Origin of the sequence: Burkholderia sp. LK4 (genome assembly GCF_001043615.1) — a bacterium.
GTDB lineage: Bacteria > Pseudomonadota > Gammaproteobacteria > Burkholderiales > Burkholderiaceae > Burkholderia > Burkholderia cepacia.
This window is the reverse complement of record NZ_LDUL01000066.1, coordinates 24,395-41,889: the sequence shown is the minus strand read 5'-3', so window position 1 is coordinate 41,889 and position 17,495 is coordinate 24,395. Positions and strand designations below refer to the sequence as shown.

General features: G+C 68.0%; 18 protein-coding genes. 6 read left to right on the top strand and 12 right to left on the bottom strand.

The features are described from left to right. Positions 1 to 99: 99 nt before the first annotated feature. From sugE to VK92_RS29850, 10 genes are all read right to left on the bottom strand, one after another. Positions 100 to 420 (bottom strand): quaternary ammonium compound efflux SMR transporter SugE, encoded by a 321-nt coding sequence (gene sugE / locus VK92_RS29895; RefSeq protein ID WP_021161112.1) that lies wholly within the window; start codon positions 418 to 420, stop codon positions 100 to 102. 137 nt (positions 421 to 557) lie between these two features. Beyond that, positions 558 to 842, bottom strand: a complete 285-nt coding sequence (locus VK92_RS29890) for a putative hemolysin (protein WP_048020471.1) — start codon at positions 840 to 842, stop codon at positions 558 to 560. Positions 843 to 1,000: 158 nt separating this feature from the next. Next, entirely contained in the window at positions 1,001 to 1,699 is a 699-nt protein-coding gene (gene kdpE / locus VK92_RS29885) for a two-component system response regulator KdpE (protein WP_027786844.1), read from the bottom strand. Then, complete coding sequence (locus VK92_RS29880; protein WP_021161109.1) at positions 1,692 to 4,535, bottom strand: DUF4118 domain-containing protein; 2,844 nt, start codon at positions 4,533 to 4,535, stop codon at positions 1,692 to 1,694. The genes kdpE and VK92_RS29880 overlap by 8 nt, the downstream gene beginning before the upstream one ends. Before the next feature lie 149 nt (positions 4,536 to 4,684). Beyond that, on the bottom strand, positions 4,685 to 5,266 hold the full coding sequence (kdpC, locus tag VK92_RS29875; RefSeq protein ID WP_048020468.1) for a potassium-transporting ATPase subunit KdpC: 582 nt from the start codon (positions 5,264 to 5,266) through the stop codon (positions 4,685 to 4,687). Between the two features lie 25 nt (positions 5,267 to 5,291). Continuing rightward, on the bottom strand, positions 5,292 to 7,376 hold the full coding sequence (gene kdpB, locus VK92_RS29870) for a potassium-transporting ATPase subunit KdpB (RefSeq protein ID WP_042976095.1): 2,085 nt from the start codon (positions 7,374 to 7,376) through the stop codon (positions 5,292 to 5,294). 46 nt (positions 7,377 to 7,422) lie between these two features. Beyond that, complete coding sequence (gene kdpA, locus VK92_RS29865; protein WP_021161106.1) at positions 7,423 to 9,228, bottom strand: potassium-transporting ATPase subunit KdpA; 1,806 nt, start codon at positions 9,226 to 9,228, stop codon at positions 7,423 to 7,425. After that, positions 9,225 to 9,317, bottom strand: coding sequence for a K(+)-transporting ATPase subunit F (kdpF, locus tag VK92_RS29860; protein WP_006752209.1), 93 nt, complete (start codon positions 9,315 to 9,317; stop codon positions 9,225 to 9,227). Before kdpF ends, kdpA begins: the two co-directional genes overlap by 4 nt. Next, a complete protein-coding gene (locus VK92_RS43340; protein ID WP_021161104.1) occupies positions 9,314 to 9,436 on the bottom strand; it encodes a hypothetical protein in 123 nt (40 codons plus the stop codon). Before VK92_RS43340 ends, kdpF begins: the two co-directional genes overlap by 4 nt. A 204-nt stretch (positions 9,437 to 9,640) precedes the next feature. After that, positions 9,641 to 10,615, bottom strand: coding sequence for a quinone oxidoreductase family protein (locus tag VK92_RS29850; RefSeq protein WP_021161103.1), 975 nt, complete (start codon positions 10,613 to 10,615; stop codon positions 9,641 to 9,643). Between the two features lie 451 nt (positions 10,616 to 11,066). Between VK92_RS29850 and VK92_RS42625 the strand changes: the two genes are divergently transcribed. Together VK92_RS42625 and VK92_RS42620 are read left to right on the top strand one after the other, a co-directional pair. Then, the gene (locus VK92_RS42625) at positions 11,067 to 11,420 is read left to right on the top strand and encodes a Rap1a/Tai family immunity protein (RefSeq protein ID WP_053076232.1); all 354 of its coding nucleotides are present in this window, start codon (positions 11,067 to 11,069) and stop codon (positions 11,418 to 11,420) included. Continuing rightward, complete coding sequence (locus tag VK92_RS42620; protein WP_165589155.1) at positions 11,411 to 11,902, top strand: T6SS effector amidase Tae4 family protein; 492 nt, start codon at positions 11,411 to 11,413, stop codon at positions 11,900 to 11,902. Before VK92_RS42625 ends, VK92_RS42620 begins: the two co-directional genes overlap by 10 nt. Before the next feature lie 118 nt (positions 11,903 to 12,020). Here VK92_RS42620 and VK92_RS29835 read toward each other — a convergent pair whose 3' ends face one another. Continuing rightward, positions 12,021 to 12,413 (bottom strand): methylglyoxal synthase, encoded by a 393-nt coding sequence (locus tag VK92_RS29835; RefSeq protein WP_042976092.1) that lies wholly within the window; start codon positions 12,411 to 12,413, stop codon positions 12,021 to 12,023. 53 nt (positions 12,414 to 12,466) lie between these two features. Further along, entirely contained in the window at positions 12,467 to 13,246 is a 780-nt protein-coding gene (locus VK92_RS29830; RefSeq protein ID WP_048020465.1) for an SDR family oxidoreductase, read from the bottom strand. 231 nt (positions 13,247 to 13,477) lie between these two features. Here VK92_RS29830 and upp point away from each other — a divergent pair, with 231 nt between their 5' ends. The 4 genes from upp (at position 13,478) to hemF (ending at position 17,495) form a co-directional block, all read left to right on the top strand. Beyond that, positions 13,478 to 14,128, top strand: coding sequence for a uracil phosphoribosyltransferase (gene upp / locus VK92_RS29825; RefSeq protein ID WP_011352740.1), 651 nt, complete (start codon positions 13,478 to 13,480; stop codon positions 14,126 to 14,128). Positions 14,129 to 14,345: 217 nt separating this feature from the next. Then, the gene (locus VK92_RS29820; RefSeq protein WP_006478227.1) at positions 14,346 to 15,074 is read left to right on the top strand and encodes a YebC/PmpR family DNA-binding transcriptional regulator; all 729 of its coding nucleotides are present in this window, start codon (positions 14,346 to 14,348) and stop codon (positions 15,072 to 15,074) included. A 104-nt stretch (positions 15,075 to 15,178) separates the two neighbouring features. Next, positions 15,179 to 16,456: a phosphoribosylamine--glycine ligase gene (gene purD / locus VK92_RS29815; protein WP_021161100.1), complete on the top strand. Its 1,278-nt coding sequence runs from the start codon at positions 15,179 to 15,181 to the stop codon at positions 16,454 to 16,456. Positions 16,457 to 16,574: 118 nt separating this feature from the next. Beyond that, a complete protein-coding gene (gene hemF, locus VK92_RS29810; protein WP_021161098.1) occupies positions 16,575 to 17,495 on the top strand; it encodes an oxygen-dependent coproporphyrinogen oxidase in 921 nt (306 codons plus the stop codon).

Genomic DNA, 17,495 nt, shown 5'->3' with positions numbered 1-17,495 from the left:
ATTCAGGCCCGAATGCGTTCCATTATAGACAGGCCGGCCGGACGGCCGGCGCAATTCCGCAGCGCGGCACCCGGGCGCGGACGCACCCGGATGCAGTCGTCAGGCCGCCGACGACAGCTTGAGGCCGATCAGCCCCGCGACGATCAGCGCGGCACTCGCGACACGCGCGACGGTCAGCGCCTCGCCCATCATCACGATGCCGAACACGAACGCACCGACCGCGCCGATGCCCGTCCACACCGCGTATGCGGTGCCGAGCGGCAACTGGCGCATCGCGACCGCGAGCAGCCCGAAGCTGGCCAGCGCCGTCACGATCGTAAACACCGACGGACCGAGCTTCGTGAAGCCGTCCGACGATTTCAGGCCAGCCGCCCAGGCCACTTCCAGCAAACCGGCAATCAACAACCATACCCACGCCATCCCGACGTACTCCGTATCGGATGGGGCCGTCCCCGTTGAAGCGAATGTCCCGGGGTCGTCCCCGGGCGGCGCCGAGTATAACAAGATGCTTACGGATACGCCGGCGGCCGACCGGCGGCGCGACCGGGCGGGCCCGGTCAGTTCGAGACGCGCTTCGGCGTCGCGCCGCCGACGCAGCGGTCGTCGCGGTACAGCGCCCACTCCTCACACACGCGGCCGTCGTTGAACACGCACATGCCGACCTGCCCGCTCGACAGGTTGCGCACCGTGTGGTGGCCGCCGAGCTTGGTGCAATTGACCGATGCGGGATTGGCCATCGCCTGCTGGGACGACGACGGTTGCTGCCCGGGCGGCAGCGGTTGGGCGAACGCGCCAGACGCGGCAAGCGCCAGCGCACAGATGACGACCAGACGGACGGACATTGCACGCTCCTCGTTTTCGTTCGCGGAGCGGTCAGGATAACGGGGATTGAGCGCCGGGTGTGCAACGCGCGCGTCGGCCGCGGGACTGTCGCGCCGACGCAACCCTGCCGGCGCGCGACGTCACGCGCACGTGCGCCGCCGCGGCCCGGCCGGGCCCGTCATGCGGCGCCGACGAGCCGGTATCCGACGCCCGTCTCGGTGACGATGTACTCGGGCTGCGCCGGGTCGCGCTCGAGCTTCTGGCGCAGGTGCGCCATGTAGATGCGCAGGTAGTGGTGGCTTTCGACGTGCGACGGCCCCCACACGTCGCGCAGCAGCTGCCGGTGCGTGAGCACGCGCCCCGCGTGACGCACGAGCGTGGCGAGCAACCGGTACTCGAGCGGCGTCAGGTGCACGATCTCCCCGTCGCGCCACACCTGGCGCAGCGCGAGATCGACCGTCACGGTGCCGAAGCTCACCTTCGGCGACTCGTTCGCGCCGCCCTGGTTGCGCCGGCGCAGTTGCGCGCGGATGCGCGCGCGCAGTTCGGACACGCCGAACGGCTTGGTCAGGTAATCGTCGGCGCCCGCATCGAGCGCCGCGACCTTCTCTTCCTCCTGCGTGCGCGCGGACAGCACGATCACCGGCACCTCGGACCAGCCGCGCAGTTCGCGGATCACGTCGAGGCCGTCGGTATCAGGCAGGCCGAGGTCGACGATCACGAGATCGGGCTTGCGCGTCGCCGCGTCGATCAGCCCCTGCTTGCCCGTCTCGGCCTCGAACACCGCGATGTCCTCCTCCTCGAGCGCGGCGCGCACGAAACGGCGGATCTGCTTTTCGTCCTCGATCAGGACGACGGTCAGGCTGGGTTCACTCATGGTCTGGCAATGACTCGGATGGGGACGACGCGCCCGGCACATCGGGTTCGTCGTCGGATACGGCAGGCGCGGCCGGCGGCGTCTCGACCGGCAGCGTGAACCAGAAGCGCGCGCCCGTCACGTGGCCGTCGGGCGCGGTGCGGTTGAGCGCGCCGATTTTACCGCCGTGCGCCTCGACGATCGCGCGGCAGATCGCAAGGCCGAGCCCGATGCCCGGCGTCGCCGATTCCTTTTCGCCGCGCGTGAACTTGTCGAAGATCCGCGTTTCCATGCCGGCCGGCAGGCCCGGGCCGTGATCGTCGACATGCACGCGCACGAACGGCAGCCCGTCGTCGGTCACGCGCTCGGCGCCGATCTCGAGCGGCGTATCGGGCGGCGTGTACTTCGCCGCGTTCTCGAACAGGTTGGTGAACAGGCGTTCCATCAGCACCGCGTCCATCTGCAGGAGCGGCAGGTCGGCCGGCAGCACGACGCGCGCGGGATGGCGCGACAGCACGCGCTTGCACGCGGCGAGCGCCGCGCCGACGGTTTCCTCGAGCAGCGACCACTGGCGCTTGAGCTGCAGGCTGCCGGCCTGCAGCCGCGCCATGTCGAGCAGGTTCGTGACGATGCCCGTCATCCGCAGCGCCTCGTCGTGAATCGCATCGACGAGTTCGCCCTCGCGCTGCGCGAAGCGCTCGGCCGCCGCGGCGTCGCCGCCCTGTGCGGCCGCGCGTCCGTTCGCGAGCATCGACGAGAAACCGACGATCGTCGTGAGCGGCGTACGCAGGTCGTGCGAGATCGCCGACAGCAACGAGTTGCGCAGCCGCTCGGATTCCATGTTGACGAGCGCGTCGCGCGCGATCTCGACGTAGTGCACGCGTTCAAGCGCGAGTGCGATCTGCGCGGCGAATGCGTCGAGCATCCGCTGCTGCTCGGGCACCTCGAGTTCGCGCGGTTCGCGTGACGCGACCGCGAGCACGCCGCGCGTGCGCATCGGCGCCTTCAGCGGCAGGTACAGCGCGACCGTCGCGGGCAAGGTATCCGTGCCGCGACCGGCCGGCTTCTGCTGGTCGTACACCCACTGGCCGACGTCGCTGTCGAGGTCGGCGCCCGTCAGCGTGACGGCCGCGTCGGGCTCCTCGATCTTCTGCCGCACCTTGTCCGCACTGTCGGGCAGCAGGAACGCGACGCGCGCGCGGAACACCTCGCCCACGTGGCGGCTGCCGATCTCGACGATCTGCTCGGTCGTCAGCGCCGCGCCCAGCTCGCGCGCCATCGCATAGATCGCGCCGGTGCGGCGCTCGCGGCGCTGCGCGACGCTCGCCTGGCGCGTCAGCGTCGACGTCAGGTGGCTGATCACGAGCGACGTCAGCAGCATCCCGAAGAAGGTCAGCAGGTACTGCGTGTCGCTGACCGAGAACGACATGCGCGGCGGCACGAAGAAGAAATCGAACGCGGCGACCGACAGGAACGACTGCAGCACGCCCGGGCCGCGCCCGAGCCGCACGGCCGAGAACACGACGCCGAGCAGGTAAAGCATCACGAGGTTCGTGAGGTCGAGCCGCTCGGACACGAGGCTCGCGACGACCGTGATCGCCGCGCAGATCGCGGCCGCATACGCGTAGTGCCGCGGCGGCGAGCGATGCGTGCCGAACTGCGCGAACGCATCGCGCCAGTCGCGCGCACGCGCGTCGAGCGGCGCGGCGCGCGCCTCGTCGCTCGCGGACGCACGGATCAGCATCAGGTCGACGTCGCCCGCGCGTTCGGCGAGCTGTTCGCCGAACGGCCGCGCGAAGCGGCGCACGAGCCCGACCTTCGGCGAGCCGCCCGCGACGATCTTCGACACGTTGCGCACCTTCGCATAGCCGATCAGCGCGGCGACCGCGTCGGCACCGGCGAGCGTGGCCGTCTCCGCGCCGAGTTCGGCGGCGAGCTTCAGCGCGTCGAGCGTGCGCTGCCGCCGCGCGTCGGGCAGCCGCTGCAGTCGCGGCGTCTCCACATAAACGGCGATCCAGTCGGCCTTCAGGCTCGCGGCGAGCCGCGCGGCCGCGCGCACGAGCGTCGGCGCCTCGGGGCCCGGACCGACGCACACGAGCAGCCGTTCGCGCGCCTGCCAGATGCGCTGGATCGAGCGGTCGGCGCGGTATTCGCGCATCTGCGCGTCGACGCGATCGGCCGTGCGCCGCAACGCCAGTTCGCGCAGCGCGATCAGGTTGCCCTTGCGGAAGAAGTTGCGCACCGCGCGCTCGGCCTGCTGCGCGAGATAGACCTTGCCGTCGCGCATCCGCTCGAGCAGTTCCTCGGCCGGCAGGTCGACGAGCGTGACTTCGTCGGCCGCGTCGAATACGCGGTCGGGCACCGTCTCCCACACGCGGATGCCGGTGATCGCGCCGACCACGTCGTTCAGGCTCTCGAGGTGCTGGACGTTGACGGTCGTATAGACGTCGATGCCCGCGTCGAGCAATTCGTACACGTCCTGCCAGCGCTTCAGGTGCCGTGCGCCCTGCACGTTCGAATGCGCGAGTTCGTCGACGAGGATCAGTTGCGGCTGGCGCGCGAGTGCGCCGTCGAGATCGAATTCGGCGAGCGTGCGGCCGCGGTAGTCGAAACGCGCGAGCGGCAGCACGTCGAGACCGTCGAGCAGTGCGGCGGTCTCGCTGCGCCCGTGGGTCTCGACGATGCCGACGACGACGTCGACGCCTTCCTGCAGGCGCTGGCGCGCGGCCTGCAGCATCGCGTAGGTCTTGCCGACACCGGCCGATGCGCCGAAGAAGATCTTGAGCTGGCCGCGCCGCTGCTTTTCTTCGTCACGTTGCAGCTTGTCGAGGAGTTGGTCTGGATCGGGACGATTCATGCGTCAGAAAGGCGGAGCGCCCGGATGCGCGCGAGTACGAGCATTGTTGTTCCAAATCGCCGCAAAAGGCAAAGACGGCGCAAGCGCCGTCGGGAAAAGGCGCGCCCGGCGCGGGGCTGACCGCGCCGGGCGCCGGTTGCCGGACGCGCTCAGTGCGCGGCCTGCGCCGCGTCGAGCGCGAGGTTCAGCTTCAGCACGTTCACGCGCGCCTCGCCGAGCACGCCGAACTGGCGACCCGTCGTGTTCGCGGCGACGAGCTGCGCGACCGCGTCGGGCGCCAGGTTGCGCGCCTTCGCGACGCGCTCGACCTGGTACGCGGCGGCGGCCGGCGTGATCTCCGGATCGAGGCCGCTCGCCGACGCCGTCACGAGGTCGACCGGCACGGGTTTCGACATGTCGGTGCCCGCGTCGCGCAGCGCGGCGATGCGCCCCTTCACCTGGTCGGCGAGCGACGGGTTCAGCGGGCCGAGGTTCGAGCCGCCGGAGCCGGTCGCGTTGTACGGCATCGGCGCGGTGGCCGACAGCCGGCCCCAGAAGTACTTCGTCGCATCGAACGACTGGCCGATCAGCGCGGAGCCGACCGGCTTGCCGTCCTTCTCGATCAGGCTGCCGTTCGCCTGCGACGGGAACACGGCCTGGCCGAACACGGTCATCACGGCCGGGTAAGCGAGGCCCGTCACGGCGGTCAGGATGACGAAGAGCACGACGAGCGGGCGAATCAACGTTTTCATGATGTTTCCTTCAATGGCGGCCGGTTCAGGCCCAGCCGAGTGCAGCGAGCGTCATGTCGATCAGCTTGATGAACGGGAACGGCAGCAGCACGCCGCCGAGGCCGTACACCAGCAGGTTGCGGCGCAGGAGCGACGCGGCGCCGAGCGGCCGGTACGTGACGCCCTTCAGCGCGAGCGGGATCAGCGCGACGATGATCAGCGCGTTGAAGATCACCGCCGACAGGATCGCGGAGGCCGGCGACGTCAGGTGCATGATGTCGAGCACGCGCAGTTGCGGGTACGTCGTCACGAACGCGGCCGGGATGATCGCGAAGTACTTCGCGATGTCGTTCGCGATCGAGAAGGTCGTCAGCGAGCCGCGCGTCATCAGCATCTGCTTGCCGATCTCGACGATCTCGATCAGCTTCGTCGGGTTCGAGTCGAGGTCGACCATGTTGCCCGCTTCCTTCGCGGCCTGCGTACCGGTGTTCATCGCCACGGCGACGTCGGCCTGCGCGAGCGCCGGTGCGTCGTTGGTGCCGTCGCCCGTCATCGCGACGAGGCGGCCGGCCGCCTGGTGCTCGCGGATCGTCGCGAGCTTGGTTTCCGGCGTCGCTTCCGCGAGGAAATCGTCGACGCCCGCTTCCGCCGCGATCGCCGCGGCCGTCAGCCGGTTGTCGCCCGTCACCATCACGGTCTTGATGCCCATCTTGCGCAGCTCCGCGAAGCGCTCCTTGATGCCGCCCTTCACGATGTCCTTCAGCTCGATCACGCCGAGCACGCGCGCCGCCCCTTCATGCAGGTCGGCCACGACGAGCGGCGTGCTGCCGCGGCGCGCGACTTCGTCGACCGCGCGGCGCACTTCTTCCGGAAAGCGGCTGCCGTGCGTCTCGACGTAGCGGCGGATCGCGTCGGCCGCGCCCTTGCGGATTTCGCGACCCGGGAGATCGACGCCGCTCATGCGCGTCTGTGCGGAAAAGCCGATGAACGTCGCGTGCAGCTGCGCCATGTCGCGCTGGCGAATGTTGAAACGTTCCTTGGCCAGTACCACGATGCTGCGGCCTTCCGGCGTTTCGTCGGCGAGCGACGACAGCTGCGCGGCATCGGCCAGCGCTTCCTCGGTCACGCCGGGCGCCGGCACGAACATCGATGCCTGGCGGTTGCCGAGCGTGATCGTGCCGGTCTTGTCGAGCAGCAGCACGTCGACGTCGCCGGCCGCTTCGACCGCACGGCCCGACGTCGCGATCACGTTCGCCTGCATCATCCGGCTCATCCCGGCCACGCCGATCGCGGAAAGCAGCCCGCCGATCGTCGTCGGGATCAGGCACACGAGCAGTGCGACGAGCGCGGTGATCGTCACGACGTGGCCGGCCTTCATCGCCTCGACCGAGAACATCGAGAACGGCAGCAGCGTGGCCGTTGCCAGCAGCATCACGATCGTCAGCGCGACGAGCAGGATCGTCAGCGCGATCTCGTTCGGCGTCTTCTTGCGCTTCGCGCCTTCGACCATCGCGATCATCCGGTCGAGGAACGCCTCGCCGGGGTTCGCGGTGACCTTGACGACGATCCAGTCGGACAGCACGCGCGTGCCGCCCGTCACGGACGAGAAGTCGCCGCCCGATTCGCGGATCACCGGCGCGGATTCGCCGGTGATCGCCGATTCGTCGACCGACGCGACACCGTCGACCACCTCGCCGTCGGCCGGGATCACGTCGCCGGCCTCGACCAGCACGACGTCGCCACGGCGCAGGTCGCTCGCGGTCGTGATGCGGATCGGCGACTTCGGATGCGGCTCGTTGAGCTTCTTCGCCATCACGTCCTTCTTCGCACTGCGCAGCGACGCGGCCTGCGCCTTCGAGCGCCCTTCGGCGAGCGCCTCGGCGAAGTTCGCGAACAGCACGGTGAACCACAGCCACAGCGCGATCGCGAGGATGAAGCCCGCCGGCGCCTCGGCCTGGCCGGCGAGCGCCGCGATCCACAGGATCGTGGTCAGGATGCTGCCGACGTACACGCAGAACATCACCGGGTTGCGGAACTGCGTGCGCGGCGTGAGTTTCTTGAACGAGTCCACGATCGCCGGGCGCAGCAGCGCCGGATCGAACATGGACCGTGTTGCGGAATGTTGAGTCATTGCGATCTCTTCAATCTCTTGAGTCTTTTCAACGTGTCGCCGCGCGTCATGCGCCCAGCCACATCATCAGGTGCTCGACGCCCGGGCCGAGCGCGAGCGCCGGCACGTAGGTCAGCGCGCCCACCAGCAGCACCGTGCCGAGCAGCAGCACGACGAACAGCGGACCGTGGGTCGGCAGCGTGCCGCTCGTCACCGCGATGCGCTTCTTCGCGGCCAGCGAGCCGGCGATCGCCAGCACCGGCACGATCGTGCCGAAGCGGCCGAACCACATCGCGATCGCGGTCATCCAGTTGTAGAACGGCGTGCCGACCGTCAGGCCCGCGAACGCGCTGCCGTTGTTGTTGGCCGCCGAGCTGAACGCGTAGAGGATTTCCGAGAAACCGTGCGGCCCCGGGTTCGCGATGCCGGCCTTGCCCGCATCGGCGAGCACGGCGATCGACGTGCCGACCAGCACGAGCAGCGGCGTGAGCAGCACGACGATCGACACCATCTTCATCTCGTACGCCTCGATCTTCTTGCCGACGTATTCCGGCGTGCGGCCGATCATCAGGCCGGCGACGAACACCGCGAGCAGCGCGAACACGAGCATCCCGTAGAGACCCGAGCCGACCCCACCGTAGATCACCTCGCCGAGCTGCATCAGCAGCATCGGCACGAGGCCGCCGAGCGGCGTCAGCGAATCGTGCATCGTGTCGACCGCGCCGCACGACGCGGCCGTCGTCGCGACCGTGAAGATGCCGGTCTGCGCGATCCCGAAGCGCGTTTCCTTGCCTTCCATGTTGCCGCCCGGCTGCAGCGCGCCCGTCGACTGGTCGACGTGCAGCGCGGCGAGCGTCGGGTTGCCGCCCTGCTCGGCGCTCACCTCGACGCCGATCGCGAGCACGAACGCGACCGTCATCGCCGCGAGCACCGCGATGCCCTGCCGGCGGTCGCCGATCATCCGGCCGAACACGAGACACAGCGCGGCCGGGATGATCAGGATCGAGAAGATCTGCAGGAAGTTCGCGAACGGCGTCGGGTTCTCGTACGGATGCGCGGAGTTCGCGTTGAAGAAGCCGCCGCCGTTGGTGCCGAGCATCTTGATCGCTTCCTGCGACGCGACCGGACCCATCGCGAGCGTCTGCTTCGTGAGCGGGGTCGGCACCGTGACCGCGTTGCCCTTGTCGTCCTTCACCGGATTGCCCTGCGCGTCGAGCTTCGGCGCCGCATAGGTGCTCGCCTGCAGCACCGGCACGTCCTGGTACGCCTTCATGTTCTGGATCACGCCCTGGCTCATCAGCAGCGCGGCGACGATCATCGACATCGGCACGAGCACGTACATCGTCACGCGCGTGAGGTCGACCCAGAAGTTGCCGATGGTCTGCGCGGTATGACGCGCGAAGCCGCGGATCAGCGCGATCACGACGACGATGCCGGTTGCCGCCGACAGGAAGTTCTGCACGGTCAGGCCGAGCATCTGCGTCAGGTAGCTGACGGTCTGCTCGGGCGTGTAGTCCTGCCAGTTCGTGTTGGTGACGAAGCTGACGGCCGTGTTGAACGCGCCGTCGACCGTCATCGCGCCGAATTGCTGCGGGTTGCCGGGCAGGAAGCCCTGCAGGCGCAGCAGGCCGTAGAGGAACAGCGCGCCGAGCGCGTTGAACGCGATCGTCGCGATCGCGTACTGCTTCCAGTTCATTTCGCTGCCGGCATCGACGCCGGCAATGCGGTACAGCGCGCGCTCGAGCGGCCCGAACACGCGCACGACGCGCGAACTGCCGTCCATCACCGCGGACAGGTAGCGCGCGACCGGCACGGCCGCCGCCAGCAGCACGACGACGAAGAGCAGTATCTGAAACAGGTTGTTCGCGTTCATTCGATGTCCTCCGCGCGCAGCAGCGCAAAGACGAGATACGCGAACAGCAGGGCCGTCGAGGCACCCGCCAGCCAGAGCATCCAGGTCATGCTCGCCCCCCGCGACCGTATTGCACGAGCTTGTCGCAACCGGCAACCAAACCGAGGATCAGCGCGGTGAAGAGCACCAGTGCGCCGATGAAAACCCCATCCATTTTTGTGTTCTCCATCGTCGAAATCAGACGACTAGAACCTTATGGGAACGTACGTAAAGGACGGGTCAAAGGTATCGGGGCGGGTATAAAAAACGTGTAAACGCGGGCGGCGGGGAACGGTGGGCGGAACGACGGGCAGGACGGGAGACAGGACGGGCGGCACGCCGGTGCCGCCCGCCGCGAGGGCGTGCCGACATGATGCCGGCACGACGGGATGTATCAGGGAACGAGGATCGTCGAGCCGGTGGTCTTGCGTGCTTCGAGATCTTCATGCGCGCGCCCGACTTCCGCGAGCGGATAGCGCTGGTTGATGCTGGTTTTCACCTTGCCCGACAGGATCACGTCGAACAGCTCGGCGGCCGCGGATTCGAGATCGGCGCGCTTCGCGATGTACGAGAACAGCGTCGGCCGCGTGAAGAACAGCGAGCCGCGCGACGAGAACTCCTTCGAATCGATTGCCGGCAGCGGGCCCGACGCGTTGCCGAAGCTGACGAAGTAGCCGAGCGGCGCGAGGCAGTCGAGCGAGCCGATGTAGGTGTCCTTGCCGATCGAGTCGTAGACAACGGGCACGCCCGCGCCGTTCGTGATTTCCTTCACGCGCTGCGTGAAGTTCTCGCGCGTATAGACGATCGGATGGTCGCAACCGTGCGCCTTCGCGAGCGCGGCTTTCTCGTCGGAGCCGACCGTGCCGATCACGGTCGCGCCGAGCGCCTTCGCCCATTGGCACACCAGCAGGCCGACGCCGCCGGCCGCCGCGTGGATCAGGATCGTGTCGCCGGCCTTCACCGGGTACGTGCGGCGCAGCAGGTAGTGCGCGGTCAGGCCCTGCAGCATCACCGACGCCGCGTCGTCGTAGCTGATGCCGTCCGGAAGCTTCACGAGCCGCTCGGCCGGCATCACGCGCTCCTGCGCATACGCGCCCGGCGGCTGCCCGACGTACGCGACGCGGTCGCCCGCCTTGAGCGCGGTCACGCCTTCGCCGACGGCCGTCACCTCGCCCGCCGCCTCCATCCCGAGGCCGCCGGGCAGCGGCTGCGGATAAAGACCGGTGCGGAAATACACGTCGATGTAGTTGAGCCCGACCGCGTGCTGCCGAATGCGGACTTCACCCGCCTTCGGCTCGCCGACCTCGACATCGACCCACTTCATCACGTCCGGGCCGCCCGGCTGGTCGTATCGGATTGCTTTCGGCATCGTTTCGCTCCTCTTCTGTCTGGAATCTGGAAATCCGGTTCGGCGAATGCATCGACATTGCGTCTGCAGCGATGCACGTGAACACGGGTCGTAGCGGAGGATTCTCGCGCGTCGTGCCCAGTCACGCAGCGCGTCGTCGCAATCCCTTCACATCGGTAGGGTTTTCGCGGGAAATGGATTGTATGGGCCGTGGTCACACTTGGTCACGTTCATATCAAGACCTTTGGGTCGTACGGATTTCCGCTCCGTTCGCGTTGACCGAGGTTGGCCGCACTGCGAATTTGGCCTTGCGCCCGTGCGAGACGCGTCTCCCGTGCCGCGTTGTCGTACTGCGCTCCCGGAACCGACGACATCGACACGGGTCGGCCGGCAATTCGAATTCATGCCACGCACATTTATGAGATGACGAGCGTGCTATTTTGCCCTTTGCCCAATTCGCCCAACCCACGCCATGAAACGCTTTCTTGTCCAGAACTTGCTTGTTGTCGCGTCGTTGTCAGCGAGTATTGGCAGCGCAACCGGGGCTGCGGTTCCTCGTGTCGACGGCACCCGGCTACTCGACGGCGTGAGTCGATCGGACAACCGTCCATACGCCGACGCCGAACGCCACGCGATGGCCGGGTATCTGGCCGGGGTCGCCGATGCGACCGAGGGCAAGGCGTGGTGCGACAACGGTCGCGTCAAACCGGGAGAAATCGATTCGGAAGTGCTCGCCGCGCTCCGCCAACTGCCGAGGGACGCCCTGAAGGCAAGCGCAGCGAGGTTGGTTGCCCACGCCTTACGACAAAAATTCCCTTGCCGCTAACCGAGGAGCGCTCGCTTGAAACCACCGTTCTCCATACTGAGCAGCCACTATCCAGGCAACAAGACCGTTTCGAGGGAAGCGCTTTTCAGGAATTGGGCTGGCAAGACCTGATCCAGAATCAGTCGTATGCGAATACGTGCGCCATCCGGATCAGCGTGGCACTTGTCAAAAGCGGAATAACGTTGCGCGGCGGACTGGTCATTCAGAAAGGGCCGCACCGTGGGCGCCGAATCGAGGCGGGGCAAGCCAGGCTGGCCAAGATGCTGGCCGAGCCGGCGTATTTCGGCAAAGCCGAAGTGTTTCGGCGCGACGACGCCGTGACCGGCATCGCCTCCAGAAAGGGCATGGCGGCCTTCTGGAACATTCCGGGATACATGAACGGGCGTGGCGGGCATATCGACCTGATCGACGGTGCCCGAGCCATCTGTGGTTCAGACTGCTACTGGACGGCATCCGAAACGTGGTTTTGGCCGCTACGGTAATCGGTGGTATCCGGATTCTGCGTCACCCACACCGCTCTCCTTGACGCGCGGCGTCACCCTGCCGTAGTGGCCGAACATGGCGACGCCGGACAACGACAATCGCGCCCGCCCCCCCCGCCTAGCAAACGTCCTGCATGTTCCGCGCCAGATCGTCGAGCAGCATCCGCGCCGTCGCGACGTTGGTCGCGACCGGCACGTCGTGCACGTCGCACGCGCGTACGAGCGCGGTGATGTCGGGATCGTGCGGCTGCGCGGTCATCGGGTCGCGCAGGAACACGACGATGTCCACGCGGCCGTCCGCCAGTTCCGCGCCGATCTGCAGGTCGCCGCCGAGCGGCCCCGACAGCTTGCGCTCGACCTCCAGCCCGTGCGCGTCCGCGATGCGGCCGCCCGTCGTGCCGGTCGCGACCAGCCGGCATTGCGCGAGCGTCGCGCGGTATTCGCCCGCGAGCGCGACGATCTCGTCCTTCTTCGCGTCGTGCGCAATCAATGCGATGCGGGGTTTGCTCATCTCCGGTTCCTTCGTCGTTCAGTTGTTGTCGTGATCGTGATTCGGGACGCGCGTCAGAACGTGCCCGGATACGCGCCGCCGTCGAGCAGCCAGTTCTGCCCGGTGATGTAGCCGGCATGCACGCTGCACAGGAACGCGCACGCCGCGCCGAACTCTTGGCGCGTGCCGAGGCGGCCGGCCGGGATCTCCTTCGTGCGCCGCGCGCGCATCTCGTCGACCGTCACGCCCTGCGCCTTCGCCGACGCGGTGAGCGTGGTCGCGATCCGGTCGGTGTCGAACAGGCCCGGCAGCAGGTTGTTGATCGTCACGCCCTGCCCCGCGACCTTGCGCGAGAGCCCCGCGACGAAGCCGGTCAGCCCCGAGCGCGCGCCGTTCGACAGCGCGAGCACGTCGATCGGCGCCTTCACGGCCGAACTGGTGATGTTGACGATCCGGCCGAAGCGGCGCGCGATCATCCCGTCGACGGTCGCGCGGATCAGCTCGATCGGCGTCAGCATGTTCGATTCGAGCGCACGGATCCAGTCGTCGTGCGAGAAGTCGCGGAAGTCGCCGGGCGGCGGGCCGCCCGCATTCGTCACGAGAATGTCCGGCTGCGGGCACGCGGCGAGCGCGGCGGCGCGCCCGTCCGGCGTCGTGATGTCGCAGGCGACCGCGGTCACCGACACGTTCGCGCCGGCGCGGATCTCCTCCGCGGCTTCCTCCAGCGTGTCGCGCGTGCGCGCGGCGATCACGAGGTTCACGCCCTCAGCGGCCAGCGCTTCCGCGCAGCCGCGACCGAGCCCCTTGCTTGCCGCGCACACGAGCGCGGTCTTTCCTTCGATGCCGAGATCCATCGTCGATTCCTTGGTGGCGACACGCGTCGGCGCGGCCCGGTCGCTTCGGCGCCCGGACCACGGGCGGGCCAGGCAGGCGAACGGGCGGGCGCAGGCGCGCGGATTGTCGTGAGACGTCGATATTATCCGGATCATGCGGCGCGCCTTGGTAAAATTGCGGACATAAGCGCGCGGCCGGCTTGCGCCCGCCCCCGCCCCCGATCCTCTTTTGCCGCCAAGGCGCCCCCCGTCATGAAACAGGACAGCCGTTTCCCGAATCTCTTCATCACCGATCACCCGCTGATCCAGCACAAGCTCACGCACATGCGCGACAAGGACACGTCCACGCGCACGTTCCGCGAGCTGCTGCGCGAAATCACGCTGCTGATGGGTTACGAGATCACCCGCAACCTGCCGATTACCACCAAGCGGGTCGAAACCCCGCTCGTCGAGGTCGACGCGCCGGTGATCGCGGGCAAGAAACTGGCGATCGTGCCGGTGCTGCGCGCGGGCATCGGGATGTCGGACGGCCTGCTCGACCTGGTGCCGTCCGCGCGCGTCGGCCATATCGGCGTGTACCGCGCCGATGACCACCGCCCGGTCGAATACCTGGTCCGCCTGCCGGATCTGGAAGACCGCATCTTCATCCTGTGCGACCCGATGGTCGCGACCGGCTATTCGGCGGTGCACGCGGTCGACGTGCTGAAACGCCGCAACGTGCCGGCCGCGAACATCATGTTCGTCGCGCTGGTGGCCGCGCCCGAAGGCGTGCAGGTGTTCCAGGACGCGCACCCCGACGTGAAGCTGTTCGTCGCGTCGCTCGATTCGCACCTGAACGAGCACGCGTACATCGTGCCGGGCCTGGGCGACGCGGGCGACCGCCTGTTCGGCACCAAGAACTGAGCCCCGGCACGGCCGCGTTGCGCGCGGCCCGGTCCGCGGCGGCCCCCCCGGCCGTTCGGCCATGCGCGGCGGCCCCGATCCGGCGGTCGCCGCGTGATAAAATCTCGATCCACTCGACACGCGCGGCCCCGCGGCTTCATGCCCGCCGACACGGCCGCCGACTCAACGACACATTGAAACAATCGCCCGCGCTGCGCGCCCGGGCACGGAGAAAGGTATGGCTGGTCATTCGAAATGGGCCAACATCAAGCATAAGAAGGCAGCGGCCGACGCGAAGCGCGGCAAGATCTGGACTCGCCTGATCAAGGAAATCCAGGTCGCGGCGCGCCTCGGCGGCGGCGACGTCAACTCGAACCCGCGCCTGCGTCTCGCGGTCGACAAGGCGGCCGACGCGAACATGCCGAAGGACAACGTCAAGCGCGCGATCGATCGCGGCGTCGGCGGCGCGGACGGCGCGAACTACGAGGAAATCCGTTACGAAGGCTACGGCATCAGCGGCGCGGCGATCATCGTCGACACGCTGACCGACAACCGCACCCGCACGGTCGCGGAAGTCCGCCACGCGTTCTCGAAGTTCGGCGGCAACATGGGCACCGACGGCTCGGTCGCGTTCATGTTCGATCACGTCGGCCAGTTCCTGTTCGCGCCCGGCACGTCGGAAGACGCGCTGATGGAAGCCGCGCTCGAAGCCGGCGCGAACGACGTGAACACGAACGACGACGGCTCGATCGAAGTGCTGTGCGACTGGCAGGCATTCTCGGCGGTGAAGGACGCGCTCGAAGCCGCGGGCTTCAAGGCCGAACTCGCCGAAGTGACGATGAAGCCGCAGAACGAAGTCGAATTCACCGGCGACGACGCAGCGAAGATGCAGAAGCTCCTGGACGCGCTCGAGAACCTCGACGACGTGCAGGACGTGTATACGAACGCCGTCATCGTCGAGGAATGAGATGCCGGCCGCCGCGCACCTGTTGCGGCGGCGGCCCGATCGAATCCGCGGCCGGCGCGCCTGAGCGTGCCGGCCGCCCTGTTTTCTAGTCTGCGGGGAATCCCATGAAACTACTCGTCGTCGGTTCCGGCGGCCGCGAACATGCGCTGGCGTGGAAGCTCGCGCAGTCGCCGCGCGTCCAGATGGTCTATGTCGCGCCCGGCAATGGCGGCACGGCACAGGACGAGCGTCTGAAGAACGTCGACATCACGGCGCTCGACGAACTCGCCGATTTCGCGGAAAGCGAAGGCGTCGCGTTCACGCTCGTCGGGCCGGAAGCGCCGCTCGCGGCCGGCATCGTCAACCTGTTCCGCGCACGCGGCCTGAAGGTCTTCGGCCCGACCCGCGAAGCCGCGCAGCTCGAGAGCTCGAAGGATTTCGCGAAGGCGTTCATGAAGCGCCACGGCATCCCGACCGCCGAGTACGAAACGTTCTCCGACGTGGCCGCCGCGCACGCGTATATCGACGCGAAGGGTGCGCCGATCGTCGTGAAGGCCGACGGCCTCGCGGCCGGCAAGGGTGTCGTCGTCGCGATGACGCTGGAAGAAGCGCATCAGGCCGTCGACATGATGCTGTCGGGCAACAAGCTCGGCGACGCCGGCGCGCGCGTCGTGATCGAGGAATTCCTCGACGGCGAGGAAGCCAGCTTCATCGTGATGGTCGACGGCAAGCACGCACTGGCGCTGGCTTCGAGCCAGGACCACAAGCGCCTGCTCGACGAGGATCGCGGCCCGAACACCGGCGGCATGGGCGCGTATTCGCCCGCGCCGATCGTCACGCCGCAGATGCACGCACGCGTGATGCGCGAGATCATCATGCCGACCGTGCGCGGGATGGAGAAGGACGGCATCCGCTTCACGGGCTTCCTGTATGCGGGCCTGATGATCGACAAGGAAGGCAATCCGCGCACGCTCGAGTTCAACTGCCGGATGGGCGACCCGGAAACGCAGCCGATCATGGCGCGCCTGAAGAGCGATTTCTCGAAGGTCGTCGAGCAGGCGATCGCGGGCACGCTCGACACGGTCGAGCTCGACTGGGACCGCCGCACCGCGCTCGGCGTCGTGCTGGCCGCGCACGGTTACCCGGACGCGCCGCGCAAGGGCGACCGCATCAACGGGATCCCGGCCGAGACCGAACAGGCGGTCACGTTCCATGCAGGCACGACGCTCGACGGCGACAAGCTGACGACGTCCGGCGGCCGCGTGCTGTGCGTGGTCGGCCTCGCCGATTCGGTGCGCGAAGCGCAGCAGCATGCGTACGACACGATCAACCAGATCAATTTCGAAGGCATGCAGTACCGCCGCGACATCGGCTTCCGCGCGCTCAACCGCAAGAGCGCGTAACGTTGCAACCGCCGCCCCGCCCTCGCGCGGCGGCGGGTCCTCTGCCGGGGTTCGATAGAATGCCCGGCAGATGCCTTTTTTACGGCCCCCGCTTCGCACGGGGGCACCCAGTCCAGACATGACCGATTCGACCTACGACGTGACGCGCGTGCGCACGTACCTTCAGGGCCTGCAGACACGCATCGCCGACGCGCTCGGCGCGCTCGACGGCACGCCGCTCGCGACCGATGCGTGGCAGCGCGGGCCGCAAGAGCGCCTGCGCGGCGGCGGCTGCACGCGGATTCTCGAAGGCGGCCGCGTGTTCGAGCGCGCGGGGATCGGTTTTTCCGACGTCGCGGGCGACGCGCTGCCGCCGTCGGCGAGCGCCGCGCGTCCGCAGCTGGCCGGCCGCGGCTTCGAGGCGCTCGGCGTGTCGCTGGTGCTGCACCCGCGCAATCCGTACTGCCCGACCGTGCACATGAACGTGCGGATGCTGATCGCGACGAAGCCCGGCGAGGCGCCGGTCTTCTGGTTCGGCGGCGGGATGGATCTGACACCGGTGTATCCGTTCGAGGACGACGCGCGGCATTTCCACCAGACCTGCAAGGACGCGCTCGAGCCGTTCGGCGCCGAGCTCTATCCGCGTTTCAAGACGTGGTGCGACGAGTATTTCTTCCTGAAGCACCGCAACGAGACGCGCGGCGTCGGCGGGATCTTCTTCGACGATTTCTCCGAGCCCGGATTCGAACGCTCGTTTGAGATGATGCAAAGCGTCGGCGACGCGTTCCTGAACGCGTACCTGCCGATCGTCGAGCGTCGTGTCGCGCTGCCGTACGGCGAGCGCGAGCGCGACTTCCAGGCTTACCGGCGCGGCCGCTACGTCGAATTCAACCTCGTGTTCGACCGCGGCACGCTGTTCGGCCTGCAAAGCGGCGGCCGGACCGAATCGATCCTGATGTCGATGCCGCCGGTCGCGAACTGGCGCTACAACTGGCAACCCGAGCCGGGCTCGCCGGAAGCGCGCCTGAGCGAGTTCCTCGTGCCGCGCGACTGGGTCTGA

Coding starts and splice junctions, on each gene's coding strand:
- VK92_RS42625 (WP_053076232.1), top strand. CDS start 11,067: ATGAAACGCTTTCTTGTCCAGAACTTGCTTGTTGTCGCGTCGTTGTCA.
- hemF (WP_021161098.1), top strand. CDS start 16,575: ATGACCGATTCGACCTACGACGTGACGCGCGTGCGCACGTACCTTCAG.
- kdpF (WP_006752209.1), bottom strand. CDS start 9,317: ATGACCTGGATGCTCTGGCTGGCGGGTGCCTCGACGGCCCTGCTGTTC.
- VK92_RS29830 (WP_048020465.1), bottom strand. CDS start 13,246: ATGGATCTCGGCATCGAAGGAAAGACCGCGCTCGTGTGCGCGGCAAGC.
- kdpE (WP_027786844.1), bottom strand. CDS start 1,699: ATGAGTGAACCCAGCCTGACCGTCGTCCTGATCGAGGACGAAAAGCAG.
- kdpB (WP_042976095.1), bottom strand. CDS start 7,376: ATGACTCAACATTCCGCAACACGGTCCATGTTCGATCCGGCGCTGCTG.
- kdpA (WP_021161106.1), bottom strand. CDS start 9,228: ATGAACGCGAACAACCTGTTTCAGATACTGCTCTTCGTCGTCGTGCTG.
- VK92_RS29880 (WP_021161109.1), bottom strand. CDS start 4,535: ATGAATCGTCCCGATCCAGACCAACTCCTCGACAAGCTGCAACGTGAC.
- sugE (WP_021161112.1), bottom strand. CDS start 420: ATGGCGTGGGTATGGTTGTTGATTGCCGGTTTGCTGGAAGTGGCCTGG.
- VK92_RS29820 (WP_006478227.1), top strand. CDS start 14,346: ATGGCTGGTCATTCGAAATGGGCCAACATCAAGCATAAGAAGGCAGCG.
- VK92_RS29850 (WP_021161103.1), bottom strand. CDS start 10,615: ATGCCGAAAGCAATCCGATACGACCAGCCGGGCGGCCCGGACGTGATG.
- VK92_RS29890 (WP_048020471.1), bottom strand. CDS start 842: ATGTCCGTCCGTCTGGTCGTCATCTGTGCGCTGGCGCTTGCCGCGTCT.
- purD (WP_021161100.1), top strand. CDS start 15,179: ATGAAACTACTCGTCGTCGGTTCCGGCGGCCGCGAACATGCGCTGGCG.
- VK92_RS43340 (WP_021161104.1), bottom strand. CDS start 9,436: ATGGAGAACACAAAAATGGATGGGGTTTTCATCGGCGCACTGGTGCTC.
- kdpC (WP_048020468.1), bottom strand. CDS start 5,266: ATGAAAACGTTGATTCGCCCGCTCGTCGTGCTCTTCGTCATCCTGACC.
- VK92_RS29835 (WP_042976092.1), bottom strand. CDS start 12,413: ATGAGCAAACCCCGCATCGCATTGATTGCGCACGACGCGAAGAAGGAC.
- upp (WP_011352740.1), top strand. CDS start 13,478: ATGAAACAGGACAGCCGTTTCCCGAATCTCTTCATCACCGATCACCCG.